This is a genomic window from Actinomadura sp. NEAU-AAG7, from assembly GCF_018603865.1.
Taxonomy (GTDB): Bacteria; Actinomycetota; Actinomycetes; order Streptosporangiales; family Streptosporangiaceae; genus Spirillospora; species Spirillospora litoris.
The window spans coordinates 942,316-968,897 of record NZ_JAHFZY010000001.1 but is presented as its reverse complement, the minus strand read 5'-3'; the positions used below and the strand labels follow the sequence as shown (position 1 = coordinate 968,897).

The window sequence follows — 26,582 nt, the reverse complement described above, 5'->3', positions numbered from 1 at the left end:
GGGTCACCCCGCGCTGGCGTTCCGGTGACCTCGACGAACGGCCGCGATCGGCCGCTATTCAGCGCGGCAGCGGCACGTAGGTGATCGAGGTGCGGATCCCGCTGTCGATGAGGCGGCCGTCGGGGCCGAAGGTCCCGAGCCCGAAGTCGTTGTCGTTGATCACCGCGAGCGTGCGGCGGTCGGCGAGCGCGAGGCCCTCGATCTTGCCGGGGATGCCGGGCACGGCGGCGAGGTCGACGGTCTGCCGCTTGGGCAGCGCGGCGACGCCCTCGGGCACCCCGGCGGACTTCTCCAGCGACGGCGCGGTCGCCGCGTCGTCCCAGCGCGAGCCGAGGATGTCGGTGGCCCCGCGCAGGTCGACGGTGTAGACGCGGGCGACCTTGTCGGTGCGCTCGTCCACCAGGATCCGGTGGTCGTCGAGCGCGGTCAGCCCGGAGATCTTCATCTCGTTCTGGTCGCCGCAGGCGGACGGGTCGAAGGAGCACACGTCCTCGAACCGGTAGACGTACTCGCCCGAGACCTTGCCCTCGCGCAGGTCGAAGCGCAGGATCCGGCCGTTCCGCGACGCCTTGTACGTCTTCTTGTCCGGGTTGGACAGCGGGCTCTGCACCGCCACGTACAGGGACTTACCGTCCGGTGAGATTGTTAGCCCCTCGAAGCCACGGTTGTAGGTCCGCTTGTTAAGGATCGCGGGCAGCGTCGCCTTGACCGGATAGTTCGGCCTGCCCGTCCAGCCCTCGGGGACGTACCGCTCGACCACCCGTCCGCGCCGGTCGAGGTGCAGCAGCGACGGCCCGTACTCCTCGGCGACCCAGAACTCACCGTCCCTGGTGCGGACGAGCCCCTCGGAGTCGATGCCGTCGGCGTTGAACGGGAGCCGCGTCCTGCCGTCGAACCCCCAGGGCGCCTCCTCGCGCCCCTCCACGTTCGGCAGGCCCGTCACCGGGCGCCCCGCGCGGTTCGTGATCGGCAGCGCCCGCGTGACCTTGATCGCGCCCTTGCGGACCCGGAGCTTGACGATCACCGGGTCGAACCCCGGGACGGGGAACGTCACGTGCTCCTCGCCGCCCACGTCCACGCTGCCGTTCGGGCCCCGGTCGGTGATCGCCCAGAACTCGTCCGGCCGGTCGCCGTCCGTGTGGAAGAGGTCGCTGCCGACGCCGCCGAGGGCCACGCCCCGGTCGTCGGCGATCGTTCCGGGCAGCAGCCTGTTCTGGAACTGCGCGAGCGGGATCCGGGGCAGGACGGCGGTCCTGCTCTCCGGGCGGGACTCGGGACGGGCTTGCGGGCGCGCGGCCGCCTGGGCCACACCGGGGACGAGGCTGAGCGCGATCCCCGCGGCGATGGCGGGGCGGAGCAATGAGCGATGTGTCACACGCGGACGTTACGGGCATCGGATGTCCGTCGGGTGAGACGCAGGTGAAGGCCGGGTTCGCGGCCCTGGCCAGGGCCGGACGGCCGGCGCACGCGGCGCGATCGCCGCCGCGCCGGATCCGGCCACGCCGGTCGTTCTTACACGGCTCTTATCCGGGTACCGGCATGCTTGGCCGTAACGATTTCGTATCAGACCGGGGGTAGTGGTGAGCGCAGGCGCGATGGCGTGGACTCCTCCGACTTGGGAGGAGATCGTCAGCGAGCACTCCACGCGGGTGTTCCGGCTGGCGTACCGCCTTACCGGCAACCGGCACGACGCCGAGGACCTGACCCAGGACGTCTTCATCCGGGTCTTCCGGTCGCTGTCCTCCTACAGCCCCGGCACCTTCGAAGGCTGGCTGCACCGGATCACGACCAACCTCTTCCTGGACCGGGCCAGGCGCAAGCAGCGCATCCGCTTCGACGCGCTCGCCGACGACGCCGCCGAGCGGCTCCAGGGCCGCGAACCCAGCCCAGCCCAGGCCTACGACGAGCGGCACCTGGACGCCGACATCCAGCGGGCACTGGACGGCCTGGCGCCGGAGTACCGCGCCGCCGTCGTCCTGTGCGACATCGAGGGCCTCACCTACGAGGAGATCGCCGCGTCGCTGGGCGTCAAGCTCGGCACCGTCCGGTCCCGCATCCACCGGGGCCGCGCGCAGCTCCGCGCCGCGCTGGAGCACCGCCGGCCGATGGAGCCTGTGACGAGCGCCACCGGCGACCTCTGAGCCCCGCCGCCAGGGGCCTGCGGCTCCTGCGGGCCACCGACCGCGCAACGGATCCGCTCCCGTGGGAACACGCCGGGATTGACATGTGTTTGAACCCTCAACTAACCTCCGAGCAGGTTGTTGAAGTTTCAAGCACTACCGCTCACCACCCACCGTCGAGCACCACGGAGATTCCCATGAGCATCGCCACCGTCGCCCCGGGCCTGACCGCCGGCACCTGGAACATCGACCCCGCGCACTCCGAGGTCACCTTCACGATCCGGCACCTGATGTCCAAGGTGCGCGGCAGCTTCACCGAGTTCTCCGGCGCCGTCCAGATCGCCGAGGAGCCCGCGGACTCCACCGCCACCGCCGAGATCACCGTGGCCTCGCTGGACACCCGCAACGCCGACCGCGACGCGCACGTCCGCACCGCCGACGTGCTGGACGTCGAGAACCACCCCACGATGACGTTCGCGACCAAGCTGGTCCGCACCGAGGGCGGCGAGCACCGCCTGGACGGCGACCTGACCATCAAGGGCGTGACCCGTCCGGTCAGCCTGGAGGTCGAGTTCAACGGCGTCGGCGAGGACCCCTGGGGCGGCACCCGCGCCGGGTTCTCCGCGTCCACCACGATCAACCGCAAGGACTGGGGCATCGAGTTCAACGTCCCGCTGAAGGGCGACAAGGCCCTGCTCGGCGACAAGGTCGACATCCAGCTTGAGATCCAGGCCGTCCGCGCCTGACACCCGCCGCACCTCGCCCCGCCTCCCCGGAATGGGCCGTCCGCATGGACGGCCCATTCCGTTTCTCATGTGTGCAGGGGCAGCCGCAGGGCAAAACGGGTGCCGTGGTCGCGGTCCTCGATGCGCAGCGTGCCGCCGTGCGCGTGGGCGATCTCACGGGCGATGGCGAGGCCGAGTCCGGTGCCGCCGGCGCCCCGGCTGCGGGCGGTGTCGAGCCTGGTGAAGCGCTCGAAGACGCGCTCGCGGTCGGCCACCGGGATGCCCGCCCCGTCGTCGGTGACGGCCAGCAGCGCGTGCCCGTCGCGGCTCGTCACCTCGACCGAGACGATCCCGTCGGCGTACCGCTCGGCGTTGTCGAGCAGGTTCCCGAGCAGCCGGACGAGCTGCATCCGCACCCCGCGCACGACGACGTCCCCGGCGAGGTCCGTGCGGATCTTCAGCGCGAACGTCCGGCGCGCGATCTCGGCGGCGGCCATCTCGGCGAGGTCGATGGACTCCTCGGCGGAGGCGCCCGTCCCGATCCGGGCGAGCAGCAGCAGGTCGGTGACGATCGACTCCAGCCGGTCGGTGTCGCGCAGCGCCGAGTCGACCACGGCCCGCAGGTCGTTGTCCTCGGGGTGCATCGAGGCGTCCTCCAGGTTGGCGCGCAGCCCGGCGATCGGCGTGCGCAGCTCGTGGGAGGCGTCGGAGGCGAACTGCCGCTGCCGCCCGACCGCGCGCTCCAGCCGGTCGAGGGTGGCGTTGGCGGTACGGGCCAGCAGCGCGATCTCGTCCTGCCCGGACGGCTGCGGGACGCGGCGGCTCAGGTCGCTGGCGCTGATCTCGGCGAGCTGGGCGCGGATGGCCGCGACGGGGCCGAGCGTCCGCCCGACGACATGCCAGGTGATCCAGGCGGCGAGCGCCGCGAACAACAGCACGCCGGTGCCGAGCAGCACCTCAAGCAGCCCGCTCACCAGGTAGGACGGCAGCGGCTCCCACGCGTACACGACGACGGAGTCGGGCGCGGTCGTCGCCCGGATCGCCTCGATGACCACGCACTCGCGGCGCGGCCACTCCCCCCGGCACTCGACGTAGTCGCGGACGCGCACAGTCGAGGAGGGCCACAGCCGGCTCACGGGCGGCCTGCCGGTCGCGGCGGGCGTCGCGTCCAGGACGTGCCCGCCCGGCCCGACGACCTGCACGAGGATGCGCCCGCCGGTGTCGTCGGGGATCGGGGTGACGAGGCTGCCGTCGCGCACGCCGCCGCTGGAGCGGCGCGCCGCGACCTGGATCTCCTGGAGCAGGTCGGCCTTCACGGTGGCCCGGACGGCGAGGTCGACGCCCACGGCCGTGATCCCCAGCACCAGGACGGCGAGCACCGCGGCGATCAGCGTGTCCCGCGTCCTGATGGACCGTGGGAGTATCCGCATCGACCCTCCCGTTCCGCCGCGCCGGTACGTCCTGCGGCGCCGCCCGGGGGTGGGCCGCCAGGGGGAACGCCCGGCGGCGGCGGTGGGCCTCGCCGTCCATCACAGAGTGTCACGTTTCGCAGTACGCGCACCCAGAAGTCCACCAACGCTACCCAGCGGTCACAAAACGGGGGCCCAAAAAGAGGCGCCGTGTTTTTACCTGCCCGTACCGGGACATCCCGTTTCATGACGGTTCCTTCACAGCACCATCTCCCAAGCACCACCTCCGTAGGCACCATCTCCTAAGCACAGGGACGGACACATGGGCAGGGACGTGGCCTCGGCCACCATCAGCGGCGAGGACAGGCGGCGGTACCGGAACAAGGTCCGCGCCTGCCTCGACGTGCTGGCCCGCATGCTGGGCGAGTCTCAGTTCGACTTCGAGCGACCCCACATCGGGCTGGAGATCGAGCTCAACCTGATCGACGCCCTCGGCGACCCGCTGATGCGCAACGAGGACGTGCTCAAGGCCATCGCCGACCCCGCCTGGGCGACCGAGCTGGGCCAGTTCAACCTTGAGATCAACATCCCGCCCCGAGAGCTGGGCGGGGAGGGGACGGGCGAGCTGGAGGCCGAGGTCCGCGACCAGCTCGAACACGCCGAGGCGCGGGCCCGCGAGGTCGGCGGCCGGCTGGTCATGATCGGCATCCTGCCGACGCTGCGCCGCTCCGACATCGGCGAGGAGATCCTCTCCGCCAACGCCCGCTACAAGATGCTGAACGACCAGATCTTCGCGGCGCGCGGCGAGGAGCTGCACATCGCGATCGACGGTCCGGAACCGCTGCGCATGCACGCCGACAACATCACCCCCGAGGCCGCATGCACGAGCGTCCAGTTCCACCTCCAGGTCAGTCCCGAGCAGTTCGGCGCGTACTGGAACGCCGCCCAGGCCCTGGCGGGCGCGCAGGTCGCGATGGGCTGCAACTCCCCCTACCTGTTCGGCCACCAGCTCTGGCACGAGACCCGCATCACGCTGTTCGAGCAGGCCACCGACACGCGGCCGGACGAGCTGAAGACGCAGGGCGTCCGCCCCCGGGTCTGGTTCGGGGAGCGCTGGGTCACCTCCGTCTTCGACCTGTTCGAGGAGAACACCCGCTACTTCCCCGCGCTGCTGCCGCTGTGCGACGAGGAGGACCCGAACGCCGTCCTGGAGGAGGGCGGGATCCCCGAACTCGGTGAGCTGACCCTCCACAACGGCACGGTCTACCGCTGGAACCGTCCCATCTACGCGGTCGTCAAGGGCCGTCCCCACCTGCGCGTCGAGAACCGCGTGCTGCCCGCGGGCCCCACCGCCGCCGACGTCATCGCCAACGGCGCGTTCTACTACGGCGTCACGCGGATGCTGGCCGAGGAGGAGCGCCCCGTCTGGACGCGCATGTCCTTCAGCAGCGCCGAGGTGAACCTGCACCGCGCCGCCCGCGACGGCCTCGAATCCAGCCTCTACTGGCCCGGCATGGGCGAGGTGCCCGCCGCCGAGCTGATCCTGCGCAAGCTCCTGCCCCTCGCCCACGAGGGCCTGGACCGCTGGGGCGTGGACCCGGCCCGGCGCGACCGGCTCCTCGGCATCGTCGAACGCCGCTGCCTCACCGGCCAGACCGGGTCCGCATGGCAGATCGACACCGTCCACGCGCTGGAGAACTCCTACGGAGCCTCCCGCCACGACGCCCTGCGCACCATGACGCGCGCGTATGCGGAGCACATCCGCGACAACGACCCCGTCCACACGTGGGAGGTCGGCCCCTAGAGGCGGCCTTCACGATTCCTCCACAACTCGCACGCTGAGCACACATCTCGGGCTTCTAGAGTCTGGGCTTGTGACAGCGAGAGCGCCCCGCGTCCTCCTCGTCGAGGACGAGCCGACGATCGCGCGGGCCGTGGTGGACCGGCTCGCGGCCGAGGGCTTCGCGGTGGACGTCGCCGCCGACGGCCCGGCCGCGGTCGACATGGCCCGCGCATGCGAACCCGACCTCATCGTCCTGGACGTGATGCTCCCCGGGTTCGACGGCCTGGAGGTCTGCCGGCGCGTGCAGGCCGAGCGCCCGGTGCCGGTGCTGATGCTGACCGCGCGCGACGACGAGACCGACCTGCTCGTCGGCCTCGCCGTCGGCGCCGACGACTACGTGACCAAGCCGTTCAGCATGCGCGAGCTGGTCGCCCGGATCCGCGCGCTGCTGCGCCGCGTCCAGCGGCCCGCGCCGGACGCGGCGGCCGCGCCACCGGTGCGGATCGGACCGCTGGAGCTGGACGCGCGGGCCCGCCGCGTCCGCCGGGACGGCCGCGAGGTGCACCTGACGCCGACCGAGTTCGACCTGCTCGCCTGCCTCGTCCGCAACCGCGGGACGGTGCTGACCCGCGCCGTCCTGCTCGAACAGGTGTGGGACTGGGCGGACGCCTCCGGGACGCGCGTGGTCGACAGCCACGTCAAGGCGCTGCGCCGCAAGCTCGGCCCCGACCTCATCCGCACCGTGCACGGCGTCGGCTACAGCCTGGACTCCGCATGAGCGTCATCCACAGGCTGTGGGCGAGCCTGCCGCGCCCCCTGGACCCGCTGCGCTCGATCAAGGTCAAGTTCGGCGTCGTGGTCGTGGTCACGGCGTGCGTGGCGGTGCTGATCGTCCTGTGGGGCTACCCGCTGGGGTTCCGCGCGCGGCAGACGATGCCGGTCGGCGTGCTGATCTCGCTCGTCGTGATCCAGCTGCTCGCGCACGGCATGACGGCCCCGCTGCGCGAGATGACCGCCGCCGCGCGGGCGATGGCGCGCGGCGACTACAGCCGCCGCGTCCGCGCCACCTCCCGCGACGAGGTCGGCGAGCTGGCCCACGCCTTCAACCGGATGGCCGCCGACCTCGCCGAGGTCGACCGGCAGCGCCGCGAGTTCGTCGCGAACGTCTCGCACGAGCTGCGCACCCCGATCAGCGCGCTGCGGGCCGTCCTGGAGAACGTCGCCGACGGCGTCACCCCGGCGACGCCCGAGGTCCTCGACTCGGCGCTCGACCAGACCGAGCGGCTCGGCCGCCTGGTGACGCAGCTCCTCGACCTGTCCCGGGCCGACGCGGGCGCCGCGCCGCTCGACCTGTGCCGCCTGGACGTCGCCGCGTTCGTCGCCGACGTGACCGCCGAGGCCGCCGCGAGCCATCCCGGCGCCCGCTTCGTCTCCGACGTCGCACCCGGCCTGCACGCCGCCGCCGACCGCGACCGCCTCCACCAGGTCATCGCCAACCTCCTCGACAACGCCGCCCGGCACGGCCCGCCCGGCACCCCGGTCACCGTCACCGCCCGCCCCGGCGCCGCCCCGGGCGGCCTCGTCCTGGAGGTCGCCGACGAGGGCCCCGGCATCCCGCCCGCCGAACGCGCCCGCGTCTTCGAGCGCTTCTCCCGAGGCGCCCCCGGCACCCGTGTCGCGGCGGCCGTCGGAACGTCCCAGGGCACCCCCGGCGGCGGCACCGGCCTGGGCCTCGCCATCGCACGCTGGGCCACCGACCTGCACGGCGGCGACATCACCGTGCTGGACACCCCCAAGGGGTGCCGCATCCGCGTCCGGCTGCCCGCCGCACCGCTCCCCTGAACCCGGGCGGGTCAGGGGTTCTCGTGGAGGATCAGCAGGGCGTAGGCGGCGACGGAGGAGTCGTCGGTGATACGGCCGTCGCGGATCATGGCCCTGACCTCGGCGCGGCTGAACCAGCGCTGCCGCATGTCCTGCTCCTCCGGCTCGCGGTCGGTCTCGCCCGCCCGCAGGTCGGCGGCGACGAAGACGTTGAAGCCCTGGCCGCTCGTCCCGTGTGAGCAGTTCAGGTAGCCGAGGTGGGTCAGCGACGCGGCGCGCAGGCCCGTCTCCTGGCGGAGTTCGAGGCGGGCGAGCTCCTCCGGGTCGCCCTCCCGGCGGCCTGGGAACGTGCCCTGGGGAAAGTTCCAGGTGCGGCGCCGGATGGGGTAGCGGTACTCCTCGACGAGGTGGAAACCGCCGTTCTCCATCGGGATCACCAGGACGAAGTCGGGCTTGTCGACGACGCCGTAGATGCCGCGCGAGCCGTCCGGCCTTTCGACCTCGTCCTCGCGGACGACCATCCACGGGTTCTCGTACACCACCCGCGTGGCGACCCGCCGCACCGCGTGCTCATCCCCGCCGTTTTCAACGCCGTCGTGCATTCAGGCTCCCGACCCGTATCGGTAGACGAGTTCGTGCCGGTCGCCCACCACCACGCGGTGGGTGACCTCGACCACCCGGTCGTCCTGGTCGCGGGCGCGGCGCCACACGGTCAGGACGGGCTGCTCGGCGCCGATCGCCAGCGTCCGCTGCTCGTCCACCAGCGGCATCCGGCAGGTGACCGCCTCCTCGAAGGTGATGCGGTGGCCGGCCTCCTCCAGCCGCGAGTAGAGCCCGCCCGGCCCCGTGTCGATCTCGCGCAGCACCGGGATCCGCGCGACGATCTCCATGATCACCCAGGTAGTCGCGGTCTGGACGGGCGGCTCCCCCTCGACGCCCTGGACGCGCGCCCGCTCCAGCACCCGCGTCCCGGCGGGCACCGCGAGCCGGCGGGCGACCTGCGCGTCGGCGTCGGTCTCGCGGACCTCGGTGCGGGTGAAGGGGCGCCGCCCGTCCGCCCGCACCGACACATGGAAGCCGCGCCACCCGCCGACCTGCCGGGTGACGTCGGACGCGGCGCGCCGCACCGGCCGCTCCGGCCGCACCTGCACGCCCGCGCCGCGCCTGGCCTGCACGAGTCCCTGTTCGGCGAGCATCCGCAGCGCCCGCCGGACGGTCGAGCGGTCGGCCCCGAACTCGCGCGCCAGCTCCCGCTCGGAGGGCAGCCAGGCGCCCGCCGCCATCTCGCCCTCGACGATCCGGGCGGCGAGCGCGCTCGTGATCGCCTGGGCCTTGGCGGGGGGACGCGGCATACCTGATCTGCTCCGAACTGCGTGCTTTGGTCGTCCAACCTACAGCGTGCCCCGGCGGCGCCGGCCCCCCGACCAGGGGTTGGACCGCCGGGGCGGGCCGGGGTCGGCCGTGGAGCACGGCCGCGCGGCGCCCGGCGATGACCGGTACCGGCCGCGCCGCGCGGGACGTCGCGGATGGGGTCTTCGTCCATAGCCCCCACCGCGTCGGGGCCGCCGACCTAGGGTAGACCTACCATGACACGACCAAGGAGTCCGCGGTGTCGTTAATGAGGTGCATGCCGGGTTGGCACGCCGAGCGTTCGGCGAGGGGGCTCCGGGCGACCCGGGTGACCTCGCTGACGAACTACCAGATCAGGAACGGCTGCCTGAGGGAGCTCGTCGCGGGCGACGAGGGCGAGCTGTGGCTGCTGTGCGACGCGCAGACCCGGCTCGCCGAACGCGTCGCCACCGCCGAGAGGCTGCGCGTCAACCGGAGCGACTCCTGACGCTCGCGTGGCCCGTGGGGGACGAAGCGCGGGCTGACGACCCTCAGGACGCGAAGTCCAGGTCGAGAAACGCCTAATTCGGCACGAAACTGTGAATAAGTACCACAAGCGGGACACTCTGGCTCATCTCACTACTCGGTGCGACAGTGAAGACACAACCGACCGAAGGCGTGAGATGCCATGTCCGGCGACCGCGAACGTCCGAGCGCCTTAGGAGCGACCGGACGCGCGCTGGACGACCGCTTCGGCGGCGCCGCGTTCCTGCGCAAGGCGATCCGCAAGGCGTTCCCCGACCACTGGAGCTTCCTGCTCGGTGAGATCGCGATGTACTCGTTCGCGATCATCCTGCTGACCGGGGTCTTCCTGACCCTCTTCTTCAGGCCGAGCATGCACGAGGTCGTCTACAACGGCTCCTACCGGCCGCTGCGCGGCGTCCGGATGAGCGAGGCGTACGCCTCCACGCTGAACATCAGCTTCGAGGTGCGCGGCGGGCTGCTCGTGCGGCAACTGCACCACTGGGCGACGATCATCTTCATGGCGGCGATCGTCGTCCACCTCCTGCGGAACTTCTTCACCGGCGCGTTCCGCAGGCCGCGCGAGCTGAACTGGCTGATCGGCGTGACGCTGTTCCTGCTGGTGATGCTCAACGGCCTGTTCGGCTACTCGCTGCCCGACGACCTGCTCTCGGGCACCGGCATCCGCATCCTGGAAGGCGTCATCGCCTCGATCCCGCTCGTCGGCTCCTACCTGCTGATGTTCCTGTTCGACGGCGAGTTCCCCGGCGAGATGATCGTCCCGCGCCTGTACGTCGTGCACATCCTGCTGATCCCGGGCATCCTGCTCGCGCTCATCCCGCTGCACGCCGTCGTGCTGACCTGGCGGCAGACGCACACCCAGTTCCCGGGCAAGGGCGGCTCCAACCGGACCGTGCGGGGCTACCCGTTCTTCCCCGTGTTCGTCGCGAAGACGACCGCGTTCTTCCTCTGGGTGTTCGGCGTGACGGCCCTGCTCGCGACGTTCTTCCAGATCAACCCGATCTGGCTGTTCGGCCCCTACGACCCGGGCGCGATCAGCTCCGGCTCCCAGCCCGACTGGTACATGGGCTGGCTGGAGGGCGCCCTGCGCATGATGCCCGCCTGGGAGATCACCACGTGGGGCCGTACGCTCCCGATGAGCGTGCTCGTCCCCGCGCTGGGCGTGCCCGGCCTCCTGTTCACCGGCCTCGCCGCCTACCCGTTCCTCGAACGCTGGGTGACCGGCGACCACGGCGTGCACCACCTCCTCGACCGGCCCCGGGACGTCCCCGCCCGGACCGGCGTCGGCGCCGGCGGCGTCGTCTTCTACGGCGTCCTGTGGGCGGCGGGCGGCAACGACGTGATCGCGGACCGCTTCTCCATCCCCCTGTTCTGGACGACCTGGTTCTTCCGCGGCGCGGTCCTCCTCGGCCCCGTCCTGGCCTACGTGATCGCCTACCGCGTCTGCCTGGGCCTCCAGCGCCGCGACCTCGCCCTCGCCGCGCACGGCCTGGAGACCGGCGTCATCCGCCGCTCACCGTCGGGCGGGTACTCCGAGGTCGAACGCCCGCTGGACGGGGAACGCCTGGCCCCCATCGCGGACGACCGCCCGCCCGCCGCCCTGGCGATCGCCGATGACGTCCGCCCAGGCCGCCTCCGCCGCACCCTGAACCGCCACTTCAGACGAGACCTGCGCGTCCCGCCATCGCGCGACTCCCTGCACTGAACGCCTTTCCAGGCATCGGTAACCACGGAAATCAATGTCCGATTCACCGGGACACGCCGCACACCAGGGATCTCCCCCGAATCCCCGGCACAAATACTTCGACCGCGATGCAATCAAGGCGGCACCGGTTGAAAAAGGCGTCTTGACCGGCTTCTCTGACACGGCTTACCTTCGCGGTGAACTCGCCGGTGCGATATCGCCGCTCGAAAACACACTTCTCGGCCGTCCGGAAACGGGTGGCGGGTGCACCGACCCGTCAATTCGCCACGGAGATCCCGGCCATGAAGAAGACCAGAAAGGCGGCGCTCGCCGCGATCGGCGCCGCCGCCCTGCCCGCCCTGACCGCGCTCCCCGCGTCCGCCGACCCGGCGCCGCCCGCCACCATCCAGGTGGTGTCCAGCCCGGCGTCCTGCCCGGTCGGCACGATGGTCGTCTCGTCCTCTCCGGGGGAGGGCAGGATCAGCCTCCACCCGTCGAACTTCAAGGCGTCCGCCGGGAAGGACGTGCCCGCCGAGGAGGCGCAGAAGTCCTGCGAACTCTCGCTGCGGCTCATCATGCCGGTGAGTTCCACCTGGGCGCTGGAGAGCATCGACTCACGCGGCACCGCGAACCTGGGCCCCGGCGTGGTCGGCGAGGTGTCGCAGTCCTACCACCTCCAGGGAAGCACGCGGCACCACAAGATCGTGCACACGCTCAAGGCCCCGAACGACACGTTGCGGTTCGAGGACGAGACCCCGCTGGAATTCGCCCCCTGCGGACAGCAGCGCGACCTCAACCTTGAGACACGGCTCCGGGTGAAGTCACCCGACGAGGCCGGTGCGGGCTCGGTCGCCATGGAGTTCCCCGGCGGCGGGACGACCTACAACTTCGTCTACAAATCGTGCAAGCCACAGGAGTGACCCACTCATGAAAGCCGCGCTCGCCGCGATCGGTGGCACCGCCCTCCCCCTACTGACGGCTCTGCCCGCGTCCGCCGACCCGCCTCCACGGGTCTCCATTCATGTGGCCTCCGCCAGGGGATGCGGTGGCAATATGGGGGCGGACATCCTCCTTACTCCCCCTTCGGTCGAGGGATTTGGAATCCGCATCTATCTTCCGCTCATGACAGTGTCCGCGGGAAAGGGCGTACCCGCCGAGGAAGCCCGGAAGACCTGCGATATTGCCCTGATCATTAACCTTCCTTTGAAATACACCTGGGCGCTCAAGAGCACCAGAATCAGCGGCATAGCGGACCTGGACCCCGAGGCCACCGGCGAGGTGGCGCACGGGTACCGGCTCCAGGGAAAGGATCCGGGCCGCGAGATCTCGCACCCGATTAAGGCTCCGCAACGCTCCTGGCGCTTCGAGGACGAAACGCCGCTGGAACATCCCTGTGTAGCAGAACGCGCTGTCACGCTTTCCACGCGGCTCCAGGTGAAGGCGGCTGACACAGCCAAGGTGAGCTGGATATCGATGGAGGAGTATCCCGATACCAGAACGGAATACACCTTCACCTTCAAACCCTGTCATCCGTAAAGCCCGCTATCCGGCGGGTGCTCCGGCCCCGCCGCCTCTCCAAGGAGGCCATCGCCATGAAGAAGAGCAGGAAAGCGGCACTCGCCGCGATCGGCGCCACCGCCCTCCCCCTACTGGCGGCACCGCCCGCCTCCGCCACCTCAAAACCGGGGATAAGCTTCGAAATAGTGATCACTCCAATGGCCTGCACGTCGATGGGATTCGACATCACCTCCACTTCGGAGGAAGCAAGGCTGCACCTTTCCATAGGCGGTCTCACCGCGTCCGTCGGACCGGATGTGCCCGCCAAGGAAGCCAGGAAGTCCTGCAAAATCATGCTGAAACCCCACTTCTCGGTGCCGTCCGCCTGGGCGCTGAAGAGCATCGACTCTCGCGGCACCGCCGACCTGGAGCCCGAGGTCACCGGCGAGGTGACGAACGGCTACCAGGTTCAGGGCGGACCGGCCCACGAGATCTCACACAAGATCAACGCTCCGACACGGTCCTGGCACTTCGAAGACGAAACACCGCTGGAATTCGTCCCTTGCGGGCAGGCGCGCAACCTCAATCTTGAAACGCGACTCCAGGTGACGACGACCGACCCGGCCAAGTCAGGCTCCATATCGCTGGACTCCCCTGGCGGCGGAACAACGTACAGACTCGTCTACAAGGAGTGTCGTTCATCATGAAGAACACCAAGAACGCAGCGCTCGTCGCAATCGGCGCCGGCATCCTTCCCCTGCTGACGGCACCGCCGGTTTCCGCGACCTCGAATCCAGGGATAAGCATCACGATAGGGACCATTTCGTGCGCGGTCGGCTCGATGAATCTCCTGCCTGACTCCGACCCAGGGCGATTCAGACTTCGCTTCTCTACGTGGGACTTCGCGGCGTCCGTCGGGAAGGACGTCCCCGCAGAGAAAGCCCGAAAGTCTTGCACGTTCAATTTGATATTCCACTTCTCGGTACCGTCCACCTGGGCGCTTGAGAGCATCAGCTCTCGCGGTACCGCCGACCTGGAACCCGAGGTCACCGGCAAGGTGACGAACGAATACCAAGTCTCGGGCACACCGGCCCACGAGATTTCACATGCGATCAACGCCCCGACCCGGACCTGGCAATTCGAAGACGTAACGCCGCTGGTATTCCTCCCTTGTGGGGCAGAACGCAGTCTCATCCTGAAGACGCAACTCCAGGTGGAGACGACCGACCCGGCCAAGGCGGGCTCCATATCGCTGGATTCCCCGGACGAGGGAGCAACATACAGCATCGCCTACAAGAAATGCCCTGCACCATGAAGAAGACCAAGAACGCGGCGCTTGTCGCGGTCGGTGCAGCCGCCTTGCCCCTGCTGACGGCGTTCCCCGCGTCCGCCGTGCCGGAACCGTCCGCCAAGGCCCAGGTCGTCCGGTCCGCATGTCCGGGCGAAGTCTCCGTCTCGGAAGACGGGGGCAGGGTCAACGTCAAAATCAAGAACTTCAAGGCGTCCGTCGGGGGTGACGTGAACCCCAAAGAGGCTCAGAAATCGTGCAGTTTCAGCATAAGCATCCGCATACCGCAGGGTTTCACCGGGGCAGTCGCGAGTACCGACACCCGCCTCGCGGCGGACCTGGACCCGGGAGTCGTCGGCGAACTCACGCAGAGCTATCGGTGGCGGGGAAGCCCGGGAAGCGACGTCAGCATGCACGCGGTCGCCGGTCACAAGGGCAACCTTCAATTCACCGATATGGTGCCTACAGCACAACTGAAATATGCTCGCTGCGACGCGCCGGAATTCCTTGATCTTGAGACGCGCATCCGGGTGAAGTCATCCGACCCGTCCGAGGAGGGCTGGCTCTCACTGGACTCCCCCGGGGGCGGGATGACGTACTCCTTCGCCTACAAGGTGTGTAACCGGTAGGAGTGGGACCCCTCCCGCGCAGGGCGGTCTACCGTCCGAGCCTGTCCCAAGGCAGGAGGCGGGCGTGGGAGCTACGACACTGGTCACCGTTGTACTGTTCGTGCTGGCGGCGGCGGGCGGCGCGTTCGCCGCTCAACGGCTCCGCGCCAAGTCGCGGCATCCTGGGGTCGCGGAGTTGGCGCGGGGCAAGGTCTGCCTGTTCTGCCTCAGTCCCGTGCCGGTCGACGGGCGCTTCGCCACCCTGACCGAGTCCAAGGCGCGGGAGTCCCTCGGCGCGGCGCCGCCCGAGGGGGCCTCGTTCACCGGCCCCCAAGGGGAGAAGCAGTTCCTCACTCACATCGAGTGCCTGCGCGACGCGCAGGAAGAGGTCTGCATGTTCTGCCTGCGGGGGATCCTGCCGGGTGAGGAGATGGCGTTCATCGAGCGGCCGTACGCGCGGGACGTGCTCGGCGAGGAGCCGGTCGAGCGGGCGGCGGGCGTTGACCCCGGCGGGAAGCCCTGCTTCTTCGGCCACGCGGACTGCACGCGCGAGGCGACGAAGGCGCTCTGCATGTTCTGCCTGACGGAGATGAAGGCCGGCGACATCAGCATCGGTTTCGAGAAGCCACGTGCGCGCGAACTGCTCGGCGCGGAGCCGTCCCCGCGATCCGAGACCACGGAGCCCGGCGGAAATGGATGTCACGTCGCCCACGCGGAATGCGCGCGCGCCGCCGGGGCGGATATCGGCTGAAAATGAATGTGGGGCTCCCGGCGGGGGTTCGGGAGCCCCACATCTGCGGGATGGCTACCGCTTCAGGGTGAGTCCCTGGGACTGGAGCGCCTCGTCCAGCGGCTGGAAGTAGGACTGGAAGCCGCTGCGGCAGCTCCCGGTCGTGCCGCCGGAGGTGATGCCGATGGCCGTGCTGCCCGACTGGAGCGAGCCGCCGCTGTCACCGGGCTGGACGCACGCGGTGGTCTCGATCAGGCCGCTGACCGCGCCCTCCTGGTAGTTGACCGTGCGGTTGTAGCCGCGGATGGTGCCGGACGTCGTGCCCGTCGTGGAGCCCTTCTTCTGGATCTGGGTTCCGGCCTGCGGCTTCCCGACCTGGGTGAGCTGGGCGTTGGTGAGGGAGACCGAGCCCGTCTTGCGGATCGTGCCGTAGTCGTTGCCCGGGAAGCTGCTCGCCTGGCGCGTGCCAACGGTCTGGCCGCCGGACGTCGTCCACGTCGAGCCGATGTTGGTGCAGTGCCCGGCGGTGACGACGTACTCCGTCCCGCCGCTGGCGCCGATCGCCGACACCGAGCACCGCGAGCCGCCGGTGAGGATCGCCTCGCCGGGGCCGAGGGTCAGCCGCGGCGCGGCCGCGACCCGCTTGATCTGGACCGTGTCGCCGAGCGCCCGCGCCCGCTTCACGAACGCCTTGGTCGCGGCGTCGTTGTCGCCCTGCGGGACGCTGATGACGACGGCGTTGGAGATGACGTCGACGCCCCAGGCGAGGCCGACCGTCCCGTCGGTCCCGGCGAGCCGGTCGAGCTTGGTCATCGACGCGGTGAGGGGGGCGATGCCGTGCTTGACGACGCGGGCCTTGGCGCCCGACGCCCTGACCTGCTGCGCTGCCGCCTCACTGGTCACGTTGACGACGAGGTTCCCGGCACCGTCGAGGTAGGTGCCCGCCTGCCGGCCGCCGAGACGGCCGGTGAGCTGGTCGGCCAGCGCGTTGTGGGGGAGTTGGGCGAGCCGAACCGTACCCGCCTCCTGCGGCTGCGCCGAGGCCGGGGCGATCGCCGACACCGACACCGCGATCAACGCGGCGGCGCCGAGCAGTGGGGGGACCACGCCTTTGAGGTGCTCTCCACGGTTCACTTCTGTCCGCCTTTCGCCACCGACCTCTGGGGAGCGTCGGCGGCAACTCGGGGGTTGCGGGGCACGTTCCCGACCGCCGAATCCGCTGGTGCGGGCCCGGACGGGAAAGGCAACGTGTGGTTGCAAAGTACTTCGCCATGCTGCCGCTGAACCAGCTTTCAAGGCACAACTGGAATTTCAACGGCCGGCGCGGGCGCCTGCGGCCGCCATCATCATCGACAGCGCGGCGAAATGCGCTTCGACCAGGTGGTTCGTCGCGACACGACGTCTACTCGCAGCAATTTCTAGGCTGGAATGCCGAACTGCGTTGCCGCCGGTCACGGCGCGTTTTCACAGCACGACGCCCCGTGCGCCTCGGCATGGCGAGGAGGCGCGTCCCCCTGGGGGACCGCGCCTCCTCGGATCGTGTGCGGTTACTTGTCGGGCGGGCAGGTGAGGTCGCGGGCCGGGAGCCGGCCGGTCAGCAGGTAGTCGTTGACGCGCTCACGGACGCAGGTGTTCGGGTATCCGCGCTGGTAGGGAGCGTGGACATTGGCGTCCAGCGTGATCATCCGGCTGCCGCGCATCAGCCGGTGGACGGTCTCGTTGCGCTCGTAGGTGGTGCGGGTGTCGCCGGTCGCGGCGACCATCAGCGCGGGCAGGTCCGCGCCGACCTTGGTCGGCGCCTCCGCCGGACGCGTCGGCCAGAACGCGCAGGGGCCGATGTTGTGGGCGAGCGCCCCGAAGACCGGCGCTCCGCCGCGGTGCGCCTGGACGTCGCGCCAGTAGAACGCGGGGTCGCGGGGCGCGGCGACGTCGCCGCAGATGATGGCGGCCTGACCGCTGCCCTCACGCGAATCGGCGCCGGTCAGCAGGTAGGCCAGTTCGTCGGCGAGGTCCGGCGTGGGCTTGGCGGGGCGTCCGGCCGCCGCGTCCCGCAGCACCCGCACGGACTCCGCGAGACCGGCCCGGGCCGGTTCGTCGTCGGTGCCGAGGTTGTCGACCAGGACGACCGGCAGCATCGAGGCGTCCAGCTTGTACTGACCGATCGCGAGCGGCGCGCGGGCGGACGCCGCGAGGATGCGGTGCACGAGCCCGACGACCTCGTCCCGGGTCTTGCCGAGGCCGTACTCGTCATCGCGCTCGGCCGCCCATCCGGCCCAGTCCGCGAGCGCCTTCTCGTTGGCGTTCTCGGTGCCCGCCAGCAGGCGCGGCCCCCAGCTGTAGGGGTCCTGCGAGCTGTCCAGGAGGACGCGGTCGAGCCGTCCGGGGAACATCGTCGCGTATACGGAGCCGAGGTAGGTGCCGTAGGACGCGCCGTTGTAGGACATCTTCCTCTCGCCGAGCGCGCCCCGGATGACGTCCATGTCGCGGGCGATGTTGCGGGTGCTGATGTGCGGGAGCACGCTCGTGTCGGTCCTCGCGCACCGGTCCGCGAGGTCCTTGGCGTACCGCACCGAGGCGTCGAACGCTTCCCTGGTCGCGCCCGGCCCCTTGATCCAGGTGGCGCTGGGCCAGCCGCAGTCGACACCGGCGCTGCGTCCGAGCGCCCGGGGGTCCATGCCGACCAGGTCGTAGCGCGGCCCGGCCTTCCCCATCAGCTCCCGCATGTAGGGCGGCAGGTCGATGGCCGCGCCGGGCCCGCCGCCGTTGAGCAGCATCATGCCGAGCCGCGGCTCATCGCCGGACGCCTTCAGCCGCGAGATCCCGACCGTGATCGTCCGGCCGCCGGGATCGGCGTAGTCCAGCGGGACGGTGACGTCCGCGCACCGGGCCCCGGCCTTGTCCAGCTCCTTGCCGACCTCGTCGTCCGGGCCCTGTGTGCACGCCTTCCAGTCGAGGCGCTGCTGGTAGAACCGGCCGAGGTCGTTCTTGGTGTGGGCGGTCGCGGACGGGGCCGACACCGCCGACATCGCCGCCGCTCCGGCGGCCGCGGCGCCGACCACCAGCACCGCCGCCCTTCGTGCGTTGATCATGCTCGCTTCCTTCCTCACTCGCACAGGGCGGTCTGGACGAGGTTCAGCTCGTCGTCGAACGCCTCCTGGGACGACGGGTTCTCGTTGAAGGCGAGGGCCACGCGGCGCCCGGACGGCGCGACGCCCGCCATCGAGGTGAAGCCGTCGATGTCACCGGCGTGGCCGAGCCAGGTCCCGCCGCAGCGCAGCGGCGTGCCGATCAGCCCGAGCCCGTACCGCGCGTCCGGCCAGACCTGGTCGGGGTTCAGCTCGACGGTCCGCTTCATCTCCGCCAGGAGCCCCGGGGGCAGCAGGCGCCCGCCGAGCAGCGCGCCGTAGAACGCGTTCACGTCCCGGGGGCTGGAGACCAGCGCGCCCCCGGTCCAGGCCACCGTGGTGTTCATCTCCGTGTAGTCGGCCCAGCGGAGCGTGCCGCCCTCCTCCTGCCGGACGTAGCCGCGCAGGCGGGAGCCCCTGAGCCGGACGTCGTCGCCCGGCCAGTACGTCTCGCGCAGCCCGAGCGGGGCGATGATCCGGCGCTGGATCTCCTCCTCCGCGCGGTGCCCGGTCACCTTCTCGATGAGGAGTCCCGCGATGACGTAGTTGGTGGTGGAGTACGACCACTCCTCCTCCGGCGCGGGCATCGACAGGGACAGCCTGACCAGCTCCTCGGGCTCGAAGTGCCGGAACCGCCATTCCTCGGTGGAGGCGAAGGCGTCCATGTGGTCGGGCAGCCCGCTGGTGTGCCGCAGCAGGCTCCGCACCGTGATCTCGCGCCCGTCGTAGCCGTTCTTGTCGATCAGGCCGGGCAGGTAGCGGTCGACGGGCGCGTCCAGCGCGATCCGCCCCTCGCCCGCGAGCGCGAGCACCGTGGTGGCGGTGAACGACTTGGTGATGCTGCCGACCCGGGTCCGCGTGTCGGCGGTCATGGGGCGCCCGGTCCGCCGGTCGGCGACGCCGCTCGCGGCCGTCCACGTCCCGCAGCGCGGATCGTCCACGCGGACGGCCGCGCCGGTCAGCTTGTGGACGCCGGTGAGACGGTCCAGCACCCGCCGGGTCGCGGCGTGGTCGCCGCAGCCCCGCGTCCCCTGGGTGGGGGCCGCCGCCTGGGCGGGCGCCGCCGCCACTCCGCCGAGCGCGGCGCCCGCGGCGACCACCGCGACCGTCCGGCGGACGCCGCGCCCCCGCTTCGATTCATTCGTTGAGGTCATTGCCGCGAGATTAGAAGTCGGCCCACCCGCGGCACACTGCGGCGATCTCCCCGAATTCGCCGGGGGATACCCGCATTGCGCACCCTGAGGACAGCCCTACTCCCGGAGCCGATCAGAACCAGAATTCGGCGGGGGCGAAGTTATGAATACCCCCATAACAGACTAATCCGGTCATGCTGGGCCCCGGCGCGACGACGCCGCCGCCCCGCTCGCATTGCGGGCGCGGCAGGGGTGTGGAGGGCCCGGCGGGTATCAGCGACGCGGCGACGATGAGGGCCACCACCGTGCCGACGACCACGAACCGCCTCATCGCCCGCCGCTTTCTGCCGTATGCCCCGGACCGCCCTCCTATAGCTACCCTTGGTAATAGCTGACGTACATATCGTCACCGATGCCTTTGTGTCGCCACCGCGAGCACTTAACTCACCGCGCAGGCGTGCTCGCCTCACCCGCGATCGCAGCGCGCGAGGGCAGGGCGACGACCAGCGCCGTCGCGACGAGGGCCCCGCTCGCCCAGAACGGCCCGGCGGTGCCGCCGCCGAGCGCGGCGGCGCCGATCAGCGGCCCGACCACGGCCCCGAGGTTGAGCGCCGCCGTCGCGTACGACCCGGCCATGCGGGGCGCCCCCGCCGCCTCGTACAGCACGCGCGCGATCAGCGTGCTGCCCAGCGCGAACGACAGCGCGCCCAGCACGAACACGAGGACGAGCAGGACGGCCCGCTGGTCGGCCAGCAGGGCCAGCGCGGGCCAGCCGATGAGCAGCGGCGGCCCGCCGACCGCGACGACGAGACCGGGACGCCGATCGGACAGCCGTCCGGCGACGCCGACCCCCGCGAACGAACCGGCGCCGAACAGCACCAGCACGACGGGCACCCACCGCTCGTCGGCCACGATGAGCGCGAGGAAGGTGAAGCCGCAGAACGTCCCCGCGTTGACCAGCGCCCCGAGCAGCATCACCAGGACCAACCGCGGACTCTTCAGCCGCGCCAGCTCGGGCCGCAGCGCCCGCCCGTCGGCCCCCTCCCCCTGGACGGGACGCCCGGGAACCCCCGCGACGATGCCGGCGAGGGCGGGCAGGCAGAGCGCGGCGACGGCCCAGAACGCGGCCCGCCACCCGAACAGCGCGCCGAGCACGGTCCCGCCCGGGACACCGGCGATCGTGGCGACCGTCGTCCCGGCCAGCAGCACGGCGAGCGCCCGTCCCTTCCGCTCGGGCGCGACCAGCGCGGACGCGGTCGTCAGCGCCACCGCGAGGAACCCCGCGTTGGCGAGCGCCGCGACGATCCGGGTCGCGAACAGCAGCGCGAAGTCCGTGGTGAGAGCGCCCGCGACATGCGCCGCCGCGAACACCAGGACGAACCCGGCGAGGCTCGTCCGGCCGGGCCGGTCGCGGATGAGCCCGGCCATGAGCGGCGCGCCGGCGCACATCCCGATCGCGAAGGCGGAGGTGAGGGTGCCCGCCGTCCCGGCGGACACGCCGAGGGAGCCGGCGATGTCCGGGACGAGACCGGCGAGCATGAATTCCGAGGTGCCCATGGCGAAGACGGCCAGGGCGAGCAGGTAGAGCGGCAGAGGCATCGAGTGGGCTCCGAGGTGAGGAGAGGCGAGGACGTCTCGTCACCGCGGTCAGCACCCCGAAGGCGCGCCGAACCCGTCCGGCCGCGAACGCGGCGGAACGGTGGAACTCAGTGGTGCGGGGGGCTGACGGCGTGACCGAAAGCCCCCGCCCTGGATGCCTCGGGGCTCGACATGGCCCGCAACCTACCTGACGTCCACCCGCCGAAGCACGTTGATTTCGCTCGTGACGGCCGTCCGGGCCCTCAGCGGGCGCGGGAGAGGCCCCGGACGGCCGCGGCGGCGGCCAGGACGGCGATCAGCAGGCCGGCCAGGACCGCGTTCAGGACGCCGGGGCCCGTGGTGCCGGTCAGGCACAGGTCGCGGGCGGAGTCGATGCCGTGGGAGACCGGGTTGTAGCGGGCGATCCGGCGGAGCCAGCCGGGGAGGCCGCCGACCGGGACGAACGCGTTGGAGGCGTACATCAGCGGGAACATGACCAGGCCCGCGGTGGCGTGCAGCGCCTCGGTCTGGTCGATCCAGCAGGCCAAAGCGATGAACAGCCAGCCCAGGCTCCAGCTCAGCGCCAGCGACAGGCCGGCGGCGGCCAGCACGCCCCGGACTCCCCCCGCCGGGTCGTAGCCGAACAGGACGCGGGCCAGCGCCAGCAGCACGGCCAGGCGGAGCGCGCCCCTGGCCAGCCCGGCGAGGCTGCGGGCGATGAGGATCGAGCCGGGCCAGACCGGCATCGAGCGGAGGCGGTCGAGGATGCCCGACTGGGCGTCGTCGGTGACCCCGATCCCGGCCTGGATGCCGCTCTGGAGCGTCGTGGTGAGCAGCAGGGCCGGTAGGAGGAAATCGACATAGCGGACGCCGGCGGGGAACCCGGGGGCGTAGGCGAGCCCGGAGAAGACCTGGCCGAAGGCGACCAGCATCACCAGCGATTCGAGCAGCCCGATGATCAGCAGCCGCCGGTTCAGGACCAGGGCGCGCATGGAGCGGGCGGTCAGTATCCCGATCTGGGTGGTCGTCGGCGCGCCGTGCCAGTCACCGGAACCGGTGAGCGGCTCGTGCGGTCGGTCGGTGGTGAGAGGGGCCCGGACGGTCATGGCGCCTCCGTTCGGCGGTGGCCGGTCAGAGCCAGGTACACCTGGTCGAGCCCCGGTTCGGCCAGGGTGAGGCGGGTGGGTTCGATCGCCGCCGCGTCCAGGGCGCGGACGACGGCGGTCAGGTCGCGGTCGCGGTTCAGCGTGACGGTCAGCGCGCGGCGGGGGTGGTCGCACTCGGGGTGCAGTCCCGCGCCGGCCAGGGCGTGGTCGGCGGCGAGCGTGTCGGCCGCCGTGGCCAGGTGGACGGTCGCGCTGCGGCGGCCGATGCGGCGCTTGAGCTCCTCGGGCGATCCGGTGGCGACCACCCGGCCGTCGGCGAGGACGGTGACCGCGTCCGCGAGTCGGTCCGCCTCCTCCAGGTGCTGGGTGGTCAGCACGACCGTGGTGCCGGTGGCGGTGAGCCGCCGCACCATGTCCCAGGTGGCGAGGCGGCTGGCCGGGTCCAGGCCGGTGCCGGGCTCGTCCAGGAAGACGACCTCGCTGCGCCGGACGAGGGTCATGGCGAGGTCGAGGCGCCGCCGCATCCCGCCGGAGTAGGCGCGGGCGGGACGGTCGGCGGCGGCGGTCAGCTCGAACGCCTCCAGGAGCCGGCCGGTCCGGGCGCGGGCGGCGCGGCGCCCGGCGCCCAGCAGCCGCGCGGTCATGTACAGGTTGTCGCGGCCCGACATCGTGAGGTCCAGCGTCGTCTGCTGGCCGGTGACGGCGATGCGGCGGCGGACCTGGGCGGGACGTTCGAGCACGTCGAGGCCCGCGACGCGGACGCTGCCCCCGGTGGGGCGCAGCAGCGTCGCCAGGATGCCGACCAGGGTGCTCTTCCCCGCGCCGTTGTGGCCCAGCAGGCCATGGACGGCCCCCTTGGGAACGGTGAGGTCGACGTCGTCCAGCGCGGTCACGCGGCCGAAGCGCTTGGTCACCCCGCGGACCTCGATCGACGGCGCGGCCGGGGCGGTCACGTCCGGGTCCTGGCGTGGACCCGTCCGAGGACGAGGGTGACGGCGCGGTCGAAGGAGCGCAGCAGCGCCGACGCGGCGGCCAGGCCGATCGCGAGCGCGAGGCCGCGGAGGGCGGGCCCCTCCCAGGCGGCACGGTCCCCGCTCGCGGCCAGGCCCGCCAGCGCGAGCGTCAGGAGCAGGGCGTTGCGCCCCAGCAGGGGGTAGCTCATGGCCGCGCTGCCGCCGAAGCACCCGCACTCGGCGAACACCCTGCCCCGGACGGCCCGGAAGACCACCCCGATGAACAGCGTGAGGAGCGCCGCCGCCGTCCACAGGCCCGCGGGGGCGGTGGCGGGCACGGCGATCAGCACGGCGGTCAGGGCCTCCACGGCCGCGAACGCCCCGGCGACCGCGGCGGTCTCCGGGCCCGAGCGCATCGTCAGCTTGCGGACGGTGGTGGCGAACCGGCCGAACTCCTCCCGGCCCCGCAGCTTGCTGAACGCGGCGAGCGCGAAGACCCCGGCCATCAGGCTCTGGGCCGCCAGCGAGAACACCTCGCGCATCGTCACCGCCCGCCCCGGCGCCGGGCGGGCACCGACATCGTCTTGTGGTAGAGGTGCATGTCGTCCAGCTCCCCGATCGCGGCGCCGTTCGCCTCGACCCACGCGTGCGCGCGGAAGGGCTCGACGCGGACGCCGGTGCACCAGTCCGGCCAGGCCCCGCCCATCCGGCACAGCAGCGCGACGGCGACCGACCGCCGCAGGCAGCCCTGCCCGGCGCACCGGATGCTGACCGCCACGACCGCCTCGCGCGCGGCCAGCGCCTGCGCGGCGGTGGCCGGACCGGCGCCCCGGCGCGCCGCTTCGAGGACGCGCCGCAGCCGCCGCGGCGGCAGCCGCTCCAGCAGCGTCGCGGCGGAGACGGCCGCGAGGGCGGCGGCCCGGCGCCGGCGGGAGACCCGCGGACGCGGTTCGAGGGCCACGGGCATCGTCATGGGAGCAGCACCTTCTCCTCCAGGAGCGATTCGATGAGGGCCTCCACGTCCGAGGCGACCCGGTCGGCGAAGTCGGGGTGCTGGAGCGTCAGGCTCTCCACCGCCTCTTCGGGCGTGGACCCGTCCGCGAGCATGAGCAGCACGGCGCGGGCCGTCCCGTTGAGCGACCAGTAGCGTCCGGTCCGCTCGTTGAGCAGCACCAGGCCGGCGCCGGTGTCGGTGACGGTCACCTCGCCGGACAGCCTCATCGGCCCGCCTCCGACGCGGCGCGCGAGCGCGGCCGGCTCGTGCCGACCGAGCGCAGCCACACCTCGCACGCGAAGGTGTTCAGCAGCGGCAGCAGTTCCAGCGAGATCGGCGGCGGGCTCAGCACGACGGCGCGCAGCGCGGCGGCGTCGACCAGGCCGAGCGAGGCCAGCCGCATCCCGTCGCACAGCTCCAGCAGTTCACGGCGGTTCGCGCGCAGGCCCGCGTAGATGTCGGCGCTGAACTCCGCCTTGGAGCGCCGCCCGAGGCTGCGGCGCGGGACGACGCCGCGCATCGCCTCGACCAGCGCGGGCTTGTACCGGTCGGCCCGCAGGCAGTCGGCGTAGTCCAGGGCCAGCGCCGCCTCGACCACCTGGTCGTCCAGGAAGGGCGCTTCGATGGTGACGCCGTGGCGGGCCGACAGCCGGTCGATCCGGCGCACAAGGTCGCCGCCCTGGCGGATCTGGTGCACGGTCAGGTGCCGCCCGCGCAGCGGCGAGAGCGGCGCCGGGCGTGCCCGCGCGACCTGCCGCAGCGTATGGCGGACCGAGTGCACCGCCTCCGAGGTGGCCCAGGCGGGCATCCGGTAGGCGGGCCCCCACCCCGACAGCGGGGCGGCGTTGACGCCGCGGATCGGGTTCCGCAGGTTCCAGCCGACCTCGTGCCCCAGCCAGTCGGCATAGGAGGTGCGGTCCAGCAGCGCGGCGACGGTGGGACCGGTCCTCCAGCGGTGCACCGCCCGTCCGGCGCGCACCTGCCCGAGCGCCCGCAGCGGCCGGCGGCGCAGCAGGTCGTGCAGGTAGGCGGGGGTGGGGAGGAACAGCTCGTCGCCGCCGTGGCCGGTCAGATGGCGGGTCGAGCCGGCCGCCGCCATCCGGCGCGCCTGGTCCAGCACCATCGCCCGCGTGTGGACGGACGGGAGCGGCGCCTCCAGATCGGGATCGGTGTCCAGCAGCCCGGTGAAGTAGCGCGGGCAGTCCTCCGCCCGGTAGGACGTGTGCTCGGCGCCGGGCAGGGACGTCGCGGCCAGGGCGGCCCAGCGGCCGTCGTCGCCGGCCGGATCGCCGGACTCGCAGACGACCGTCAGCAGCCGGTCGACCCGGCCGGCCGCCAGGAAGCACACGCTGGTCGAGTCCATCCCGCCGGACAGGTCGGCGCTCAGCGTCTTCTGGCCGTGCGTCCGGACCCGCACCGCCCCGGTCAGCGCCTCCCGCACCCGGGGGGCGCCCTCGGCGAGCGGGACCTCGGGCGCCGGCAGGGGTCGGCCGCAGGCCACGTGGCCGCGGCCGTCGGGCCCGATCAGCAGGTGGCCGCCGGGGGGAAGCGCCTGGATCCCCTCCCACAGGCAGTCCTCGCTCAGCGGCCACGGCACGGCGGGCGCCAGCAGCCTGACGGCCAGCGCCTCCTCGGCGATCCCCGCGTCCGTCAGCTCGGCGAGCCCGTCGGGGCGATCGGCCGCGACCGTCACCCCCAGCGCCCGGCCGTGGAAGACCTCCCGCACCGTCGAGAGGTCCCCCTGGACGAACACGACCCGGTCCATCACGGCGGCCGTGTGGTAGCTGCCCGGCAGCTCGCGGCGCAGGTCCGCCAGGGCTCCGAGGTCGCGCTGCCCGGCGATGTACTCGGTCAGCCATGGCGCGCTCGCCTGGACCCGCCCCAGCAGCGCGATCCGCCGGGCGCCCGCCGCGGCCCAGCGGACCTCCTCGTCCTGCCACCGGCCCACGACCCACGGACGTCCCGAGTCGTGCGGCAGCACCCGCAGGTCGGGCCACCGGGTGTGCAGGGACGCCGCGAGCAGGGCACCCTCGGAATTGTCGGGAACCACGAAGAACCGCATGCCTTCTCCCAGCGAGCGGGACGGCTCACCGTGAACGCGTCCCGCGCGAAAGCCGGGCCCGGCGGTGTTCGATGCCGGGCATTTCGAAAGGTGG

The 26,582-nt window shown here is 71.8% G+C and carries 28 protein-coding genes; 13 read left to right on the top strand and 15 right to left on the bottom strand.

The features are described from left to right. Nucleotides 1–58: 58 nt before the first annotated feature. Nucleotides 59–1,375, bottom strand: coding sequence for an esterase-like activity of phytase family protein (locus KLI87_RS04570; protein WP_214615936.1), 1,317 nt, complete (start codon nucleotides 1,373–1,375; stop codon nucleotides 59–61). 220 nt (nucleotides 1,376–1,595) lie between these two features. On the opposite strand from KLI87_RS04570, the gene sigE reads away from it, so the two are divergent. Continuing rightward, nucleotides 1,596–2,141, top strand: a complete 546-nt coding sequence (gene sigE, locus KLI87_RS04565) for an RNA polymerase sigma factor SigE (RefSeq protein ID WP_156214859.1) — start codon at nucleotides 1,596–1,598, stop codon at nucleotides 2,139–2,141. A gap of 176 nt (nucleotides 2,142–2,317) precedes the next feature. Continuing rightward, a complete protein-coding gene (locus KLI87_RS04560; RefSeq protein ID WP_156214695.1) occupies nucleotides 2,318–2,866 on the top strand; it encodes a YceI family protein in 549 nt (182 codons plus the stop codon). Nucleotides 2,867–2,931: 65 nt separating this feature from the next. Here the strand turns inward: KLI87_RS04560 and KLI87_RS04555 are convergent, their stop codons facing one another. After that, complete coding sequence (locus tag KLI87_RS04555) at nucleotides 2,932–4,275, bottom strand: ATP-binding protein (protein ID WP_156214696.1); 1,344 nt, start codon at nucleotides 4,273–4,275, stop codon at nucleotides 2,932–2,934. Between the two features lie 301 nt (nucleotides 4,276–4,576). On the opposite strand from KLI87_RS04555, the gene KLI87_RS04550 reads away from it, so the two are divergent. The 3 genes from KLI87_RS04550 to KLI87_RS04540 all read left to right on the top strand — a co-directional run bounded on the left by KLI87_RS04550 (nucleotide 4,577) and on the right by KLI87_RS04540 (nucleotide 7,879). Then, nucleotides 4,577–6,058, top strand: a complete 1,482-nt coding sequence (locus KLI87_RS04550; RefSeq protein ID WP_156214697.1) for a glutamate--cysteine ligase — start codon at nucleotides 4,577–4,579, stop codon at nucleotides 6,056–6,058. A 70-nt stretch (nucleotides 6,059–6,128) separates the two neighbouring features. After that, on the top strand, nucleotides 6,129–6,815 hold the full coding sequence (locus KLI87_RS04545; RefSeq protein WP_308165842.1) for a response regulator transcription factor: 687 nt from the start codon (nucleotides 6,129–6,131) through the stop codon (nucleotides 6,813–6,815). After that, nucleotides 6,812–7,879 carry a HAMP domain-containing sensor histidine kinase gene (locus KLI87_RS04540; protein ID WP_214615934.1) on the top strand — a complete coding sequence of 356 codons (1,068 nt, stop codon included), beginning with the start codon at nucleotides 6,812–6,814 and terminating at the stop codon, nucleotides 7,877–7,879. The genes KLI87_RS04545 and KLI87_RS04540 overlap by 4 nt, the downstream gene beginning before the upstream one ends. A gap of 11 nt (nucleotides 7,880–7,890) precedes the next feature. Here the strand turns inward: KLI87_RS04540 and KLI87_RS04535 are convergent, their stop codons facing one another. Continuing rightward, a complete protein-coding gene (locus tag KLI87_RS04535; protein ID WP_214615933.1) occupies nucleotides 7,891–8,460 on the bottom strand; it encodes an NUDIX hydrolase in 570 nt (189 codons plus the stop codon). After that, entirely contained in the window at nucleotides 8,461–9,210 is a 750-nt protein-coding gene (locus KLI87_RS04530) for a GntR family transcriptional regulator (protein WP_214615932.1), read from the bottom strand. Between the two features lie 275 nt (nucleotides 9,211–9,485). On the opposite strand from KLI87_RS04530, the gene KLI87_RS04525 reads away from it, so the two are divergent. The 8 genes from KLI87_RS04525 to KLI87_RS04490 all read left to right on the top strand — a co-directional run bounded on the left by KLI87_RS04525 (nucleotide 9,486) and on the right by KLI87_RS04490 (nucleotide 15,558). Beyond that, nucleotides 9,486–9,695, top strand: a complete 210-nt coding sequence (locus KLI87_RS04525; RefSeq protein WP_156214702.1) for a hypothetical protein — start codon at nucleotides 9,486–9,488, stop codon at nucleotides 9,693–9,695. Between the two features lie 180 nt (nucleotides 9,696–9,875). Beyond that, on the top strand, nucleotides 9,876–11,435 hold the full coding sequence (locus KLI87_RS04520) for a ubiquinol-cytochrome c reductase cytochrome b subunit (RefSeq protein WP_214615931.1): 1,560 nt from the start codon (nucleotides 9,876–9,878) through the stop codon (nucleotides 11,433–11,435). Nucleotides 11,436–11,716: 281 nt separating this feature from the next. Beyond that, a complete protein-coding gene (locus tag KLI87_RS04515; RefSeq protein ID WP_214615930.1) occupies nucleotides 11,717–12,334 on the top strand; it encodes a DUF4360 domain-containing protein in 618 nt (205 codons plus the stop codon). 7 nt (nucleotides 12,335–12,341) lie between these two features. Then, a complete protein-coding gene (locus tag KLI87_RS04510) occupies nucleotides 12,342–12,950 on the top strand; it encodes a DUF4360 domain-containing protein (protein ID WP_214615929.1) in 609 nt (202 codons plus the stop codon). 56 nt (nucleotides 12,951–13,006) lie between these two features. Further along, nucleotides 13,007–13,618, top strand: a complete 612-nt coding sequence (locus tag KLI87_RS04505) for a DUF4360 domain-containing protein (RefSeq protein ID WP_214615928.1) — start codon at nucleotides 13,007–13,009, stop codon at nucleotides 13,616–13,618. Continuing rightward, on the top strand, nucleotides 13,615–14,226 hold the full coding sequence (locus KLI87_RS04500) for a DUF4360 domain-containing protein (RefSeq protein WP_214615927.1): 612 nt from the start codon (nucleotides 13,615–13,617) through the stop codon (nucleotides 14,224–14,226). The genes KLI87_RS04505 and KLI87_RS04500 overlap by 4 nt, the downstream gene beginning before the upstream one ends. After that, nucleotides 14,223–14,828 carry a DUF4360 domain-containing protein gene (locus KLI87_RS04495; RefSeq protein ID WP_173390637.1) on the top strand — a complete coding sequence of 202 codons (606 nt, stop codon included), beginning with the start codon at nucleotides 14,223–14,225 and terminating at the stop codon, nucleotides 14,826–14,828. Before KLI87_RS04500 ends, KLI87_RS04495 begins: the two co-directional genes overlap by 4 nt. 64 nt (nucleotides 14,829–14,892) lie before the next feature. Then, nucleotides 14,893–15,558 (top strand): hypothetical protein, encoded by a 666-nt coding sequence (locus KLI87_RS04490; protein WP_214615926.1) that lies wholly within the window; start codon nucleotides 14,893–14,895, stop codon nucleotides 15,556–15,558. Nucleotides 15,559–15,612: 54 nt separating this feature from the next. Here the strand turns inward: KLI87_RS04490 and KLI87_RS04485 are convergent, their stop codons facing one another. The 11 genes from KLI87_RS04485 to KLI87_RS04435 form a co-directional block, all read right to left on the bottom strand. Continuing rightward, nucleotides 15,613–16,671 carry a S1 family peptidase gene (locus tag KLI87_RS04485; protein WP_156214710.1) on the bottom strand — a complete coding sequence of 353 codons (1,059 nt, stop codon included), beginning with the start codon at nucleotides 16,669–16,671 and terminating at the stop codon, nucleotides 15,613–15,615. Between the two features lie 413 nt (nucleotides 16,672–17,084). Continuing rightward, nucleotides 17,085–18,626: an alpha/beta hydrolase gene (locus tag KLI87_RS04480; RefSeq protein WP_156214711.1), complete on the bottom strand. Its 1,542-nt coding sequence runs from the start codon at nucleotides 18,624–18,626 to the stop codon at nucleotides 17,085–17,087. 14 nt (nucleotides 18,627–18,640) lie between these two features. After that, nucleotides 18,641–19,816: a serine hydrolase gene (locus KLI87_RS04475; RefSeq protein WP_214615925.1), complete on the bottom strand. Its 1,176-nt coding sequence runs from the start codon at nucleotides 19,814–19,816 to the stop codon at nucleotides 18,641–18,643. 112 nt (nucleotides 19,817–19,928) lie between these two features. Beyond that, nucleotides 19,929–20,114, bottom strand: a complete 186-nt coding sequence (locus KLI87_RS04470; protein WP_156214713.1) for a hypothetical protein — start codon at nucleotides 20,112–20,114, stop codon at nucleotides 19,929–19,931. A 125-nt stretch (nucleotides 20,115–20,239) separates the two neighbouring features. Further along, nucleotides 20,240–21,394 (bottom strand): Cmx/CmrA family chloramphenicol efflux MFS transporter, encoded by a 1,155-nt coding sequence (locus KLI87_RS04465; protein WP_214615924.1) that lies wholly within the window; start codon nucleotides 21,392–21,394, stop codon nucleotides 20,240–20,242. Nucleotides 21,395–21,636: 242 nt separating this feature from the next. Beyond that, on the bottom strand, nucleotides 21,637–22,479 hold the full coding sequence (locus KLI87_RS04460) for an ABC transporter permease (protein WP_250903478.1): 843 nt from the start codon (nucleotides 22,477–22,479) through the stop codon (nucleotides 21,637–21,639). Continuing rightward, complete coding sequence (locus KLI87_RS04455; protein ID WP_214615923.1) at nucleotides 22,476–23,432, bottom strand: ABC transporter ATP-binding protein; 957 nt, start codon at nucleotides 23,430–23,432, stop codon at nucleotides 22,476–22,478. Before KLI87_RS04455 ends, KLI87_RS04460 begins: the two co-directional genes overlap by 4 nt. After that, nucleotides 23,429–23,974: a MauE/DoxX family redox-associated membrane protein gene (locus tag KLI87_RS04450; RefSeq protein ID WP_250903613.1), complete on the bottom strand. Its 546-nt coding sequence runs from the start codon at nucleotides 23,972–23,974 to the stop codon at nucleotides 23,429–23,431. The genes KLI87_RS04455 and KLI87_RS04450 overlap by 4 nt, the downstream gene beginning before the upstream one ends. Nucleotides 23,975–23,976: 2 nt before the next feature. Continuing rightward, nucleotides 23,977–24,405, bottom strand: coding sequence for a lasso peptide biosynthesis B2 protein (locus KLI87_RS04445; protein WP_156214717.1), 429 nt, complete (start codon nucleotides 24,403–24,405; stop codon nucleotides 23,977–23,979). Further along, a complete protein-coding gene (locus tag KLI87_RS04440) occupies nucleotides 24,402–24,653 on the bottom strand; it encodes a lasso peptide biosynthesis PqqD family chaperone (protein ID WP_156214718.1) in 252 nt (83 codons plus the stop codon). The genes KLI87_RS04445 and KLI87_RS04440 overlap by 4 nt, the downstream gene beginning before the upstream one ends. Continuing rightward, a complete protein-coding gene (locus tag KLI87_RS04435) occupies nucleotides 24,650–26,488 on the bottom strand; it encodes an asparagine synthase-related protein (RefSeq protein WP_214615921.1) in 1,839 nt (612 codons plus the stop codon). The genes KLI87_RS04440 and KLI87_RS04435 overlap by 4 nt, the downstream gene beginning before the upstream one ends. Nucleotides 26,489–26,582 lie beyond the last annotated feature (94 nt).

Coding starts and splice junctions, on each gene's coding strand:
- KLI87_RS04480 (WP_156214711.1), bottom strand. CDS start 18,626: ATGATCAACGCACGAAGGGCGGCGGTGCTGGTGGTCGGCGCCGCGGCC.
- KLI87_RS04560 (WP_156214695.1), top strand. CDS start 2,318: ATGAGCATCGCCACCGTCGCCCCGGGCCTGACCGCCGGCACCTGGAAC.
- KLI87_RS04525 (WP_156214702.1), top strand. CDS start 9,486: ATGCCGGGTTGGCACGCCGAGCGTTCGGCGAGGGGGCTCCGGGCGACC.
- KLI87_RS04465 (WP_214615924.1), bottom strand. CDS start 21,394: ATGCCTCTGCCGCTCTACCTGCTCGCCCTGGCCGTCTTCGCCATGGGC.
- KLI87_RS04510 (WP_214615929.1), top strand. CDS start 12,342: ATGAAAGCCGCGCTCGCCGCGATCGGTGGCACCGCCCTCCCCCTACTG.
- KLI87_RS04435 (WP_214615921.1), bottom strand. CDS start 26,488: ATGCGGTTCTTCGTGGTTCCCGACAATTCCGAGGGTGCCCTGCTCGCG.
- KLI87_RS04500 (WP_214615927.1), top strand. CDS start 13,615: ATGAAGAACACCAAGAACGCAGCGCTCGTCGCAATCGGCGCCGGCATC.
- KLI87_RS04475 (WP_214615925.1), bottom strand. CDS start 19,816: ATGACCTCAACGAATGAATCGAAGCGGGGGCGCGGCGTCCGCCGGACG.
- KLI87_RS04520 (WP_214615931.1), top strand. CDS start 9,876: ATGTCCGGCGACCGCGAACGTCCGAGCGCCTTAGGAGCGACCGGACGC.
- KLI87_RS04515 (WP_214615930.1), top strand. CDS start 11,717: ATGAAGAAGACCAGAAAGGCGGCGCTCGCCGCGATCGGCGCCGCCGCC.
- KLI87_RS04450 (WP_250903613.1), bottom strand. CDS start 23,974: ATGCGCGAGGTGTTCTCGCTGGCGGCCCAGAGCCTGATGGCCGGGGTC.
- KLI87_RS04460 (WP_250903478.1), bottom strand. CDS start 22,479: ATGACCGTCCGGGCCCCTCTCACCACCGACCGACCGCACGAGCCGCTC.
- KLI87_RS04495 (WP_173390637.1), top strand. CDS start 14,223: ATGAAGAAGACCAAGAACGCGGCGCTTGTCGCGGTCGGTGCAGCCGCC.
- KLI87_RS04540 (WP_214615934.1), top strand. CDS start 6,812: ATGAGCGTCATCCACAGGCTGTGGGCGAGCCTGCCGCGCCCCCTGGAC.
- KLI87_RS04550 (WP_156214697.1), top strand. CDS start 4,577: ATGGGCAGGGACGTGGCCTCGGCCACCATCAGCGGCGAGGACAGGCGG.
- KLI87_RS04530 (WP_214615932.1), bottom strand. CDS start 9,210: ATGCCGCGTCCCCCCGCCAAGGCCCAGGCGATCACGAGCGCGCTCGCC.
- KLI87_RS04555 (WP_156214696.1), bottom strand. CDS start 4,275: ATGCGGATACTCCCACGGTCCATCAGGACGCGGGACACGCTGATCGCC.
- KLI87_RS04445 (WP_156214717.1), bottom strand. CDS start 24,405: ATGACGATGCCCGTGGCCCTCGAACCGCGTCCGCGGGTCTCCCGCCGG.
- KLI87_RS04440 (WP_156214718.1), bottom strand. CDS start 24,653: ATGAGGCTGTCCGGCGAGGTGACCGTCACCGACACCGGCGCCGGCCTG.
- KLI87_RS04535 (WP_214615933.1), bottom strand. CDS start 8,460: ATGCACGACGGCGTTGAAAACGGCGGGGATGAGCACGCGGTGCGGCGG.
- sigE (WP_156214859.1), top strand. CDS start 1,596: ATGGCGTGGACTCCTCCGACTTGGGAGGAGATCGTCAGCGAGCACTCC.
- KLI87_RS04505 (WP_214615928.1), top strand. CDS start 13,007: ATGAAGAAGAGCAGGAAAGCGGCACTCGCCGCGATCGGCGCCACCGCC.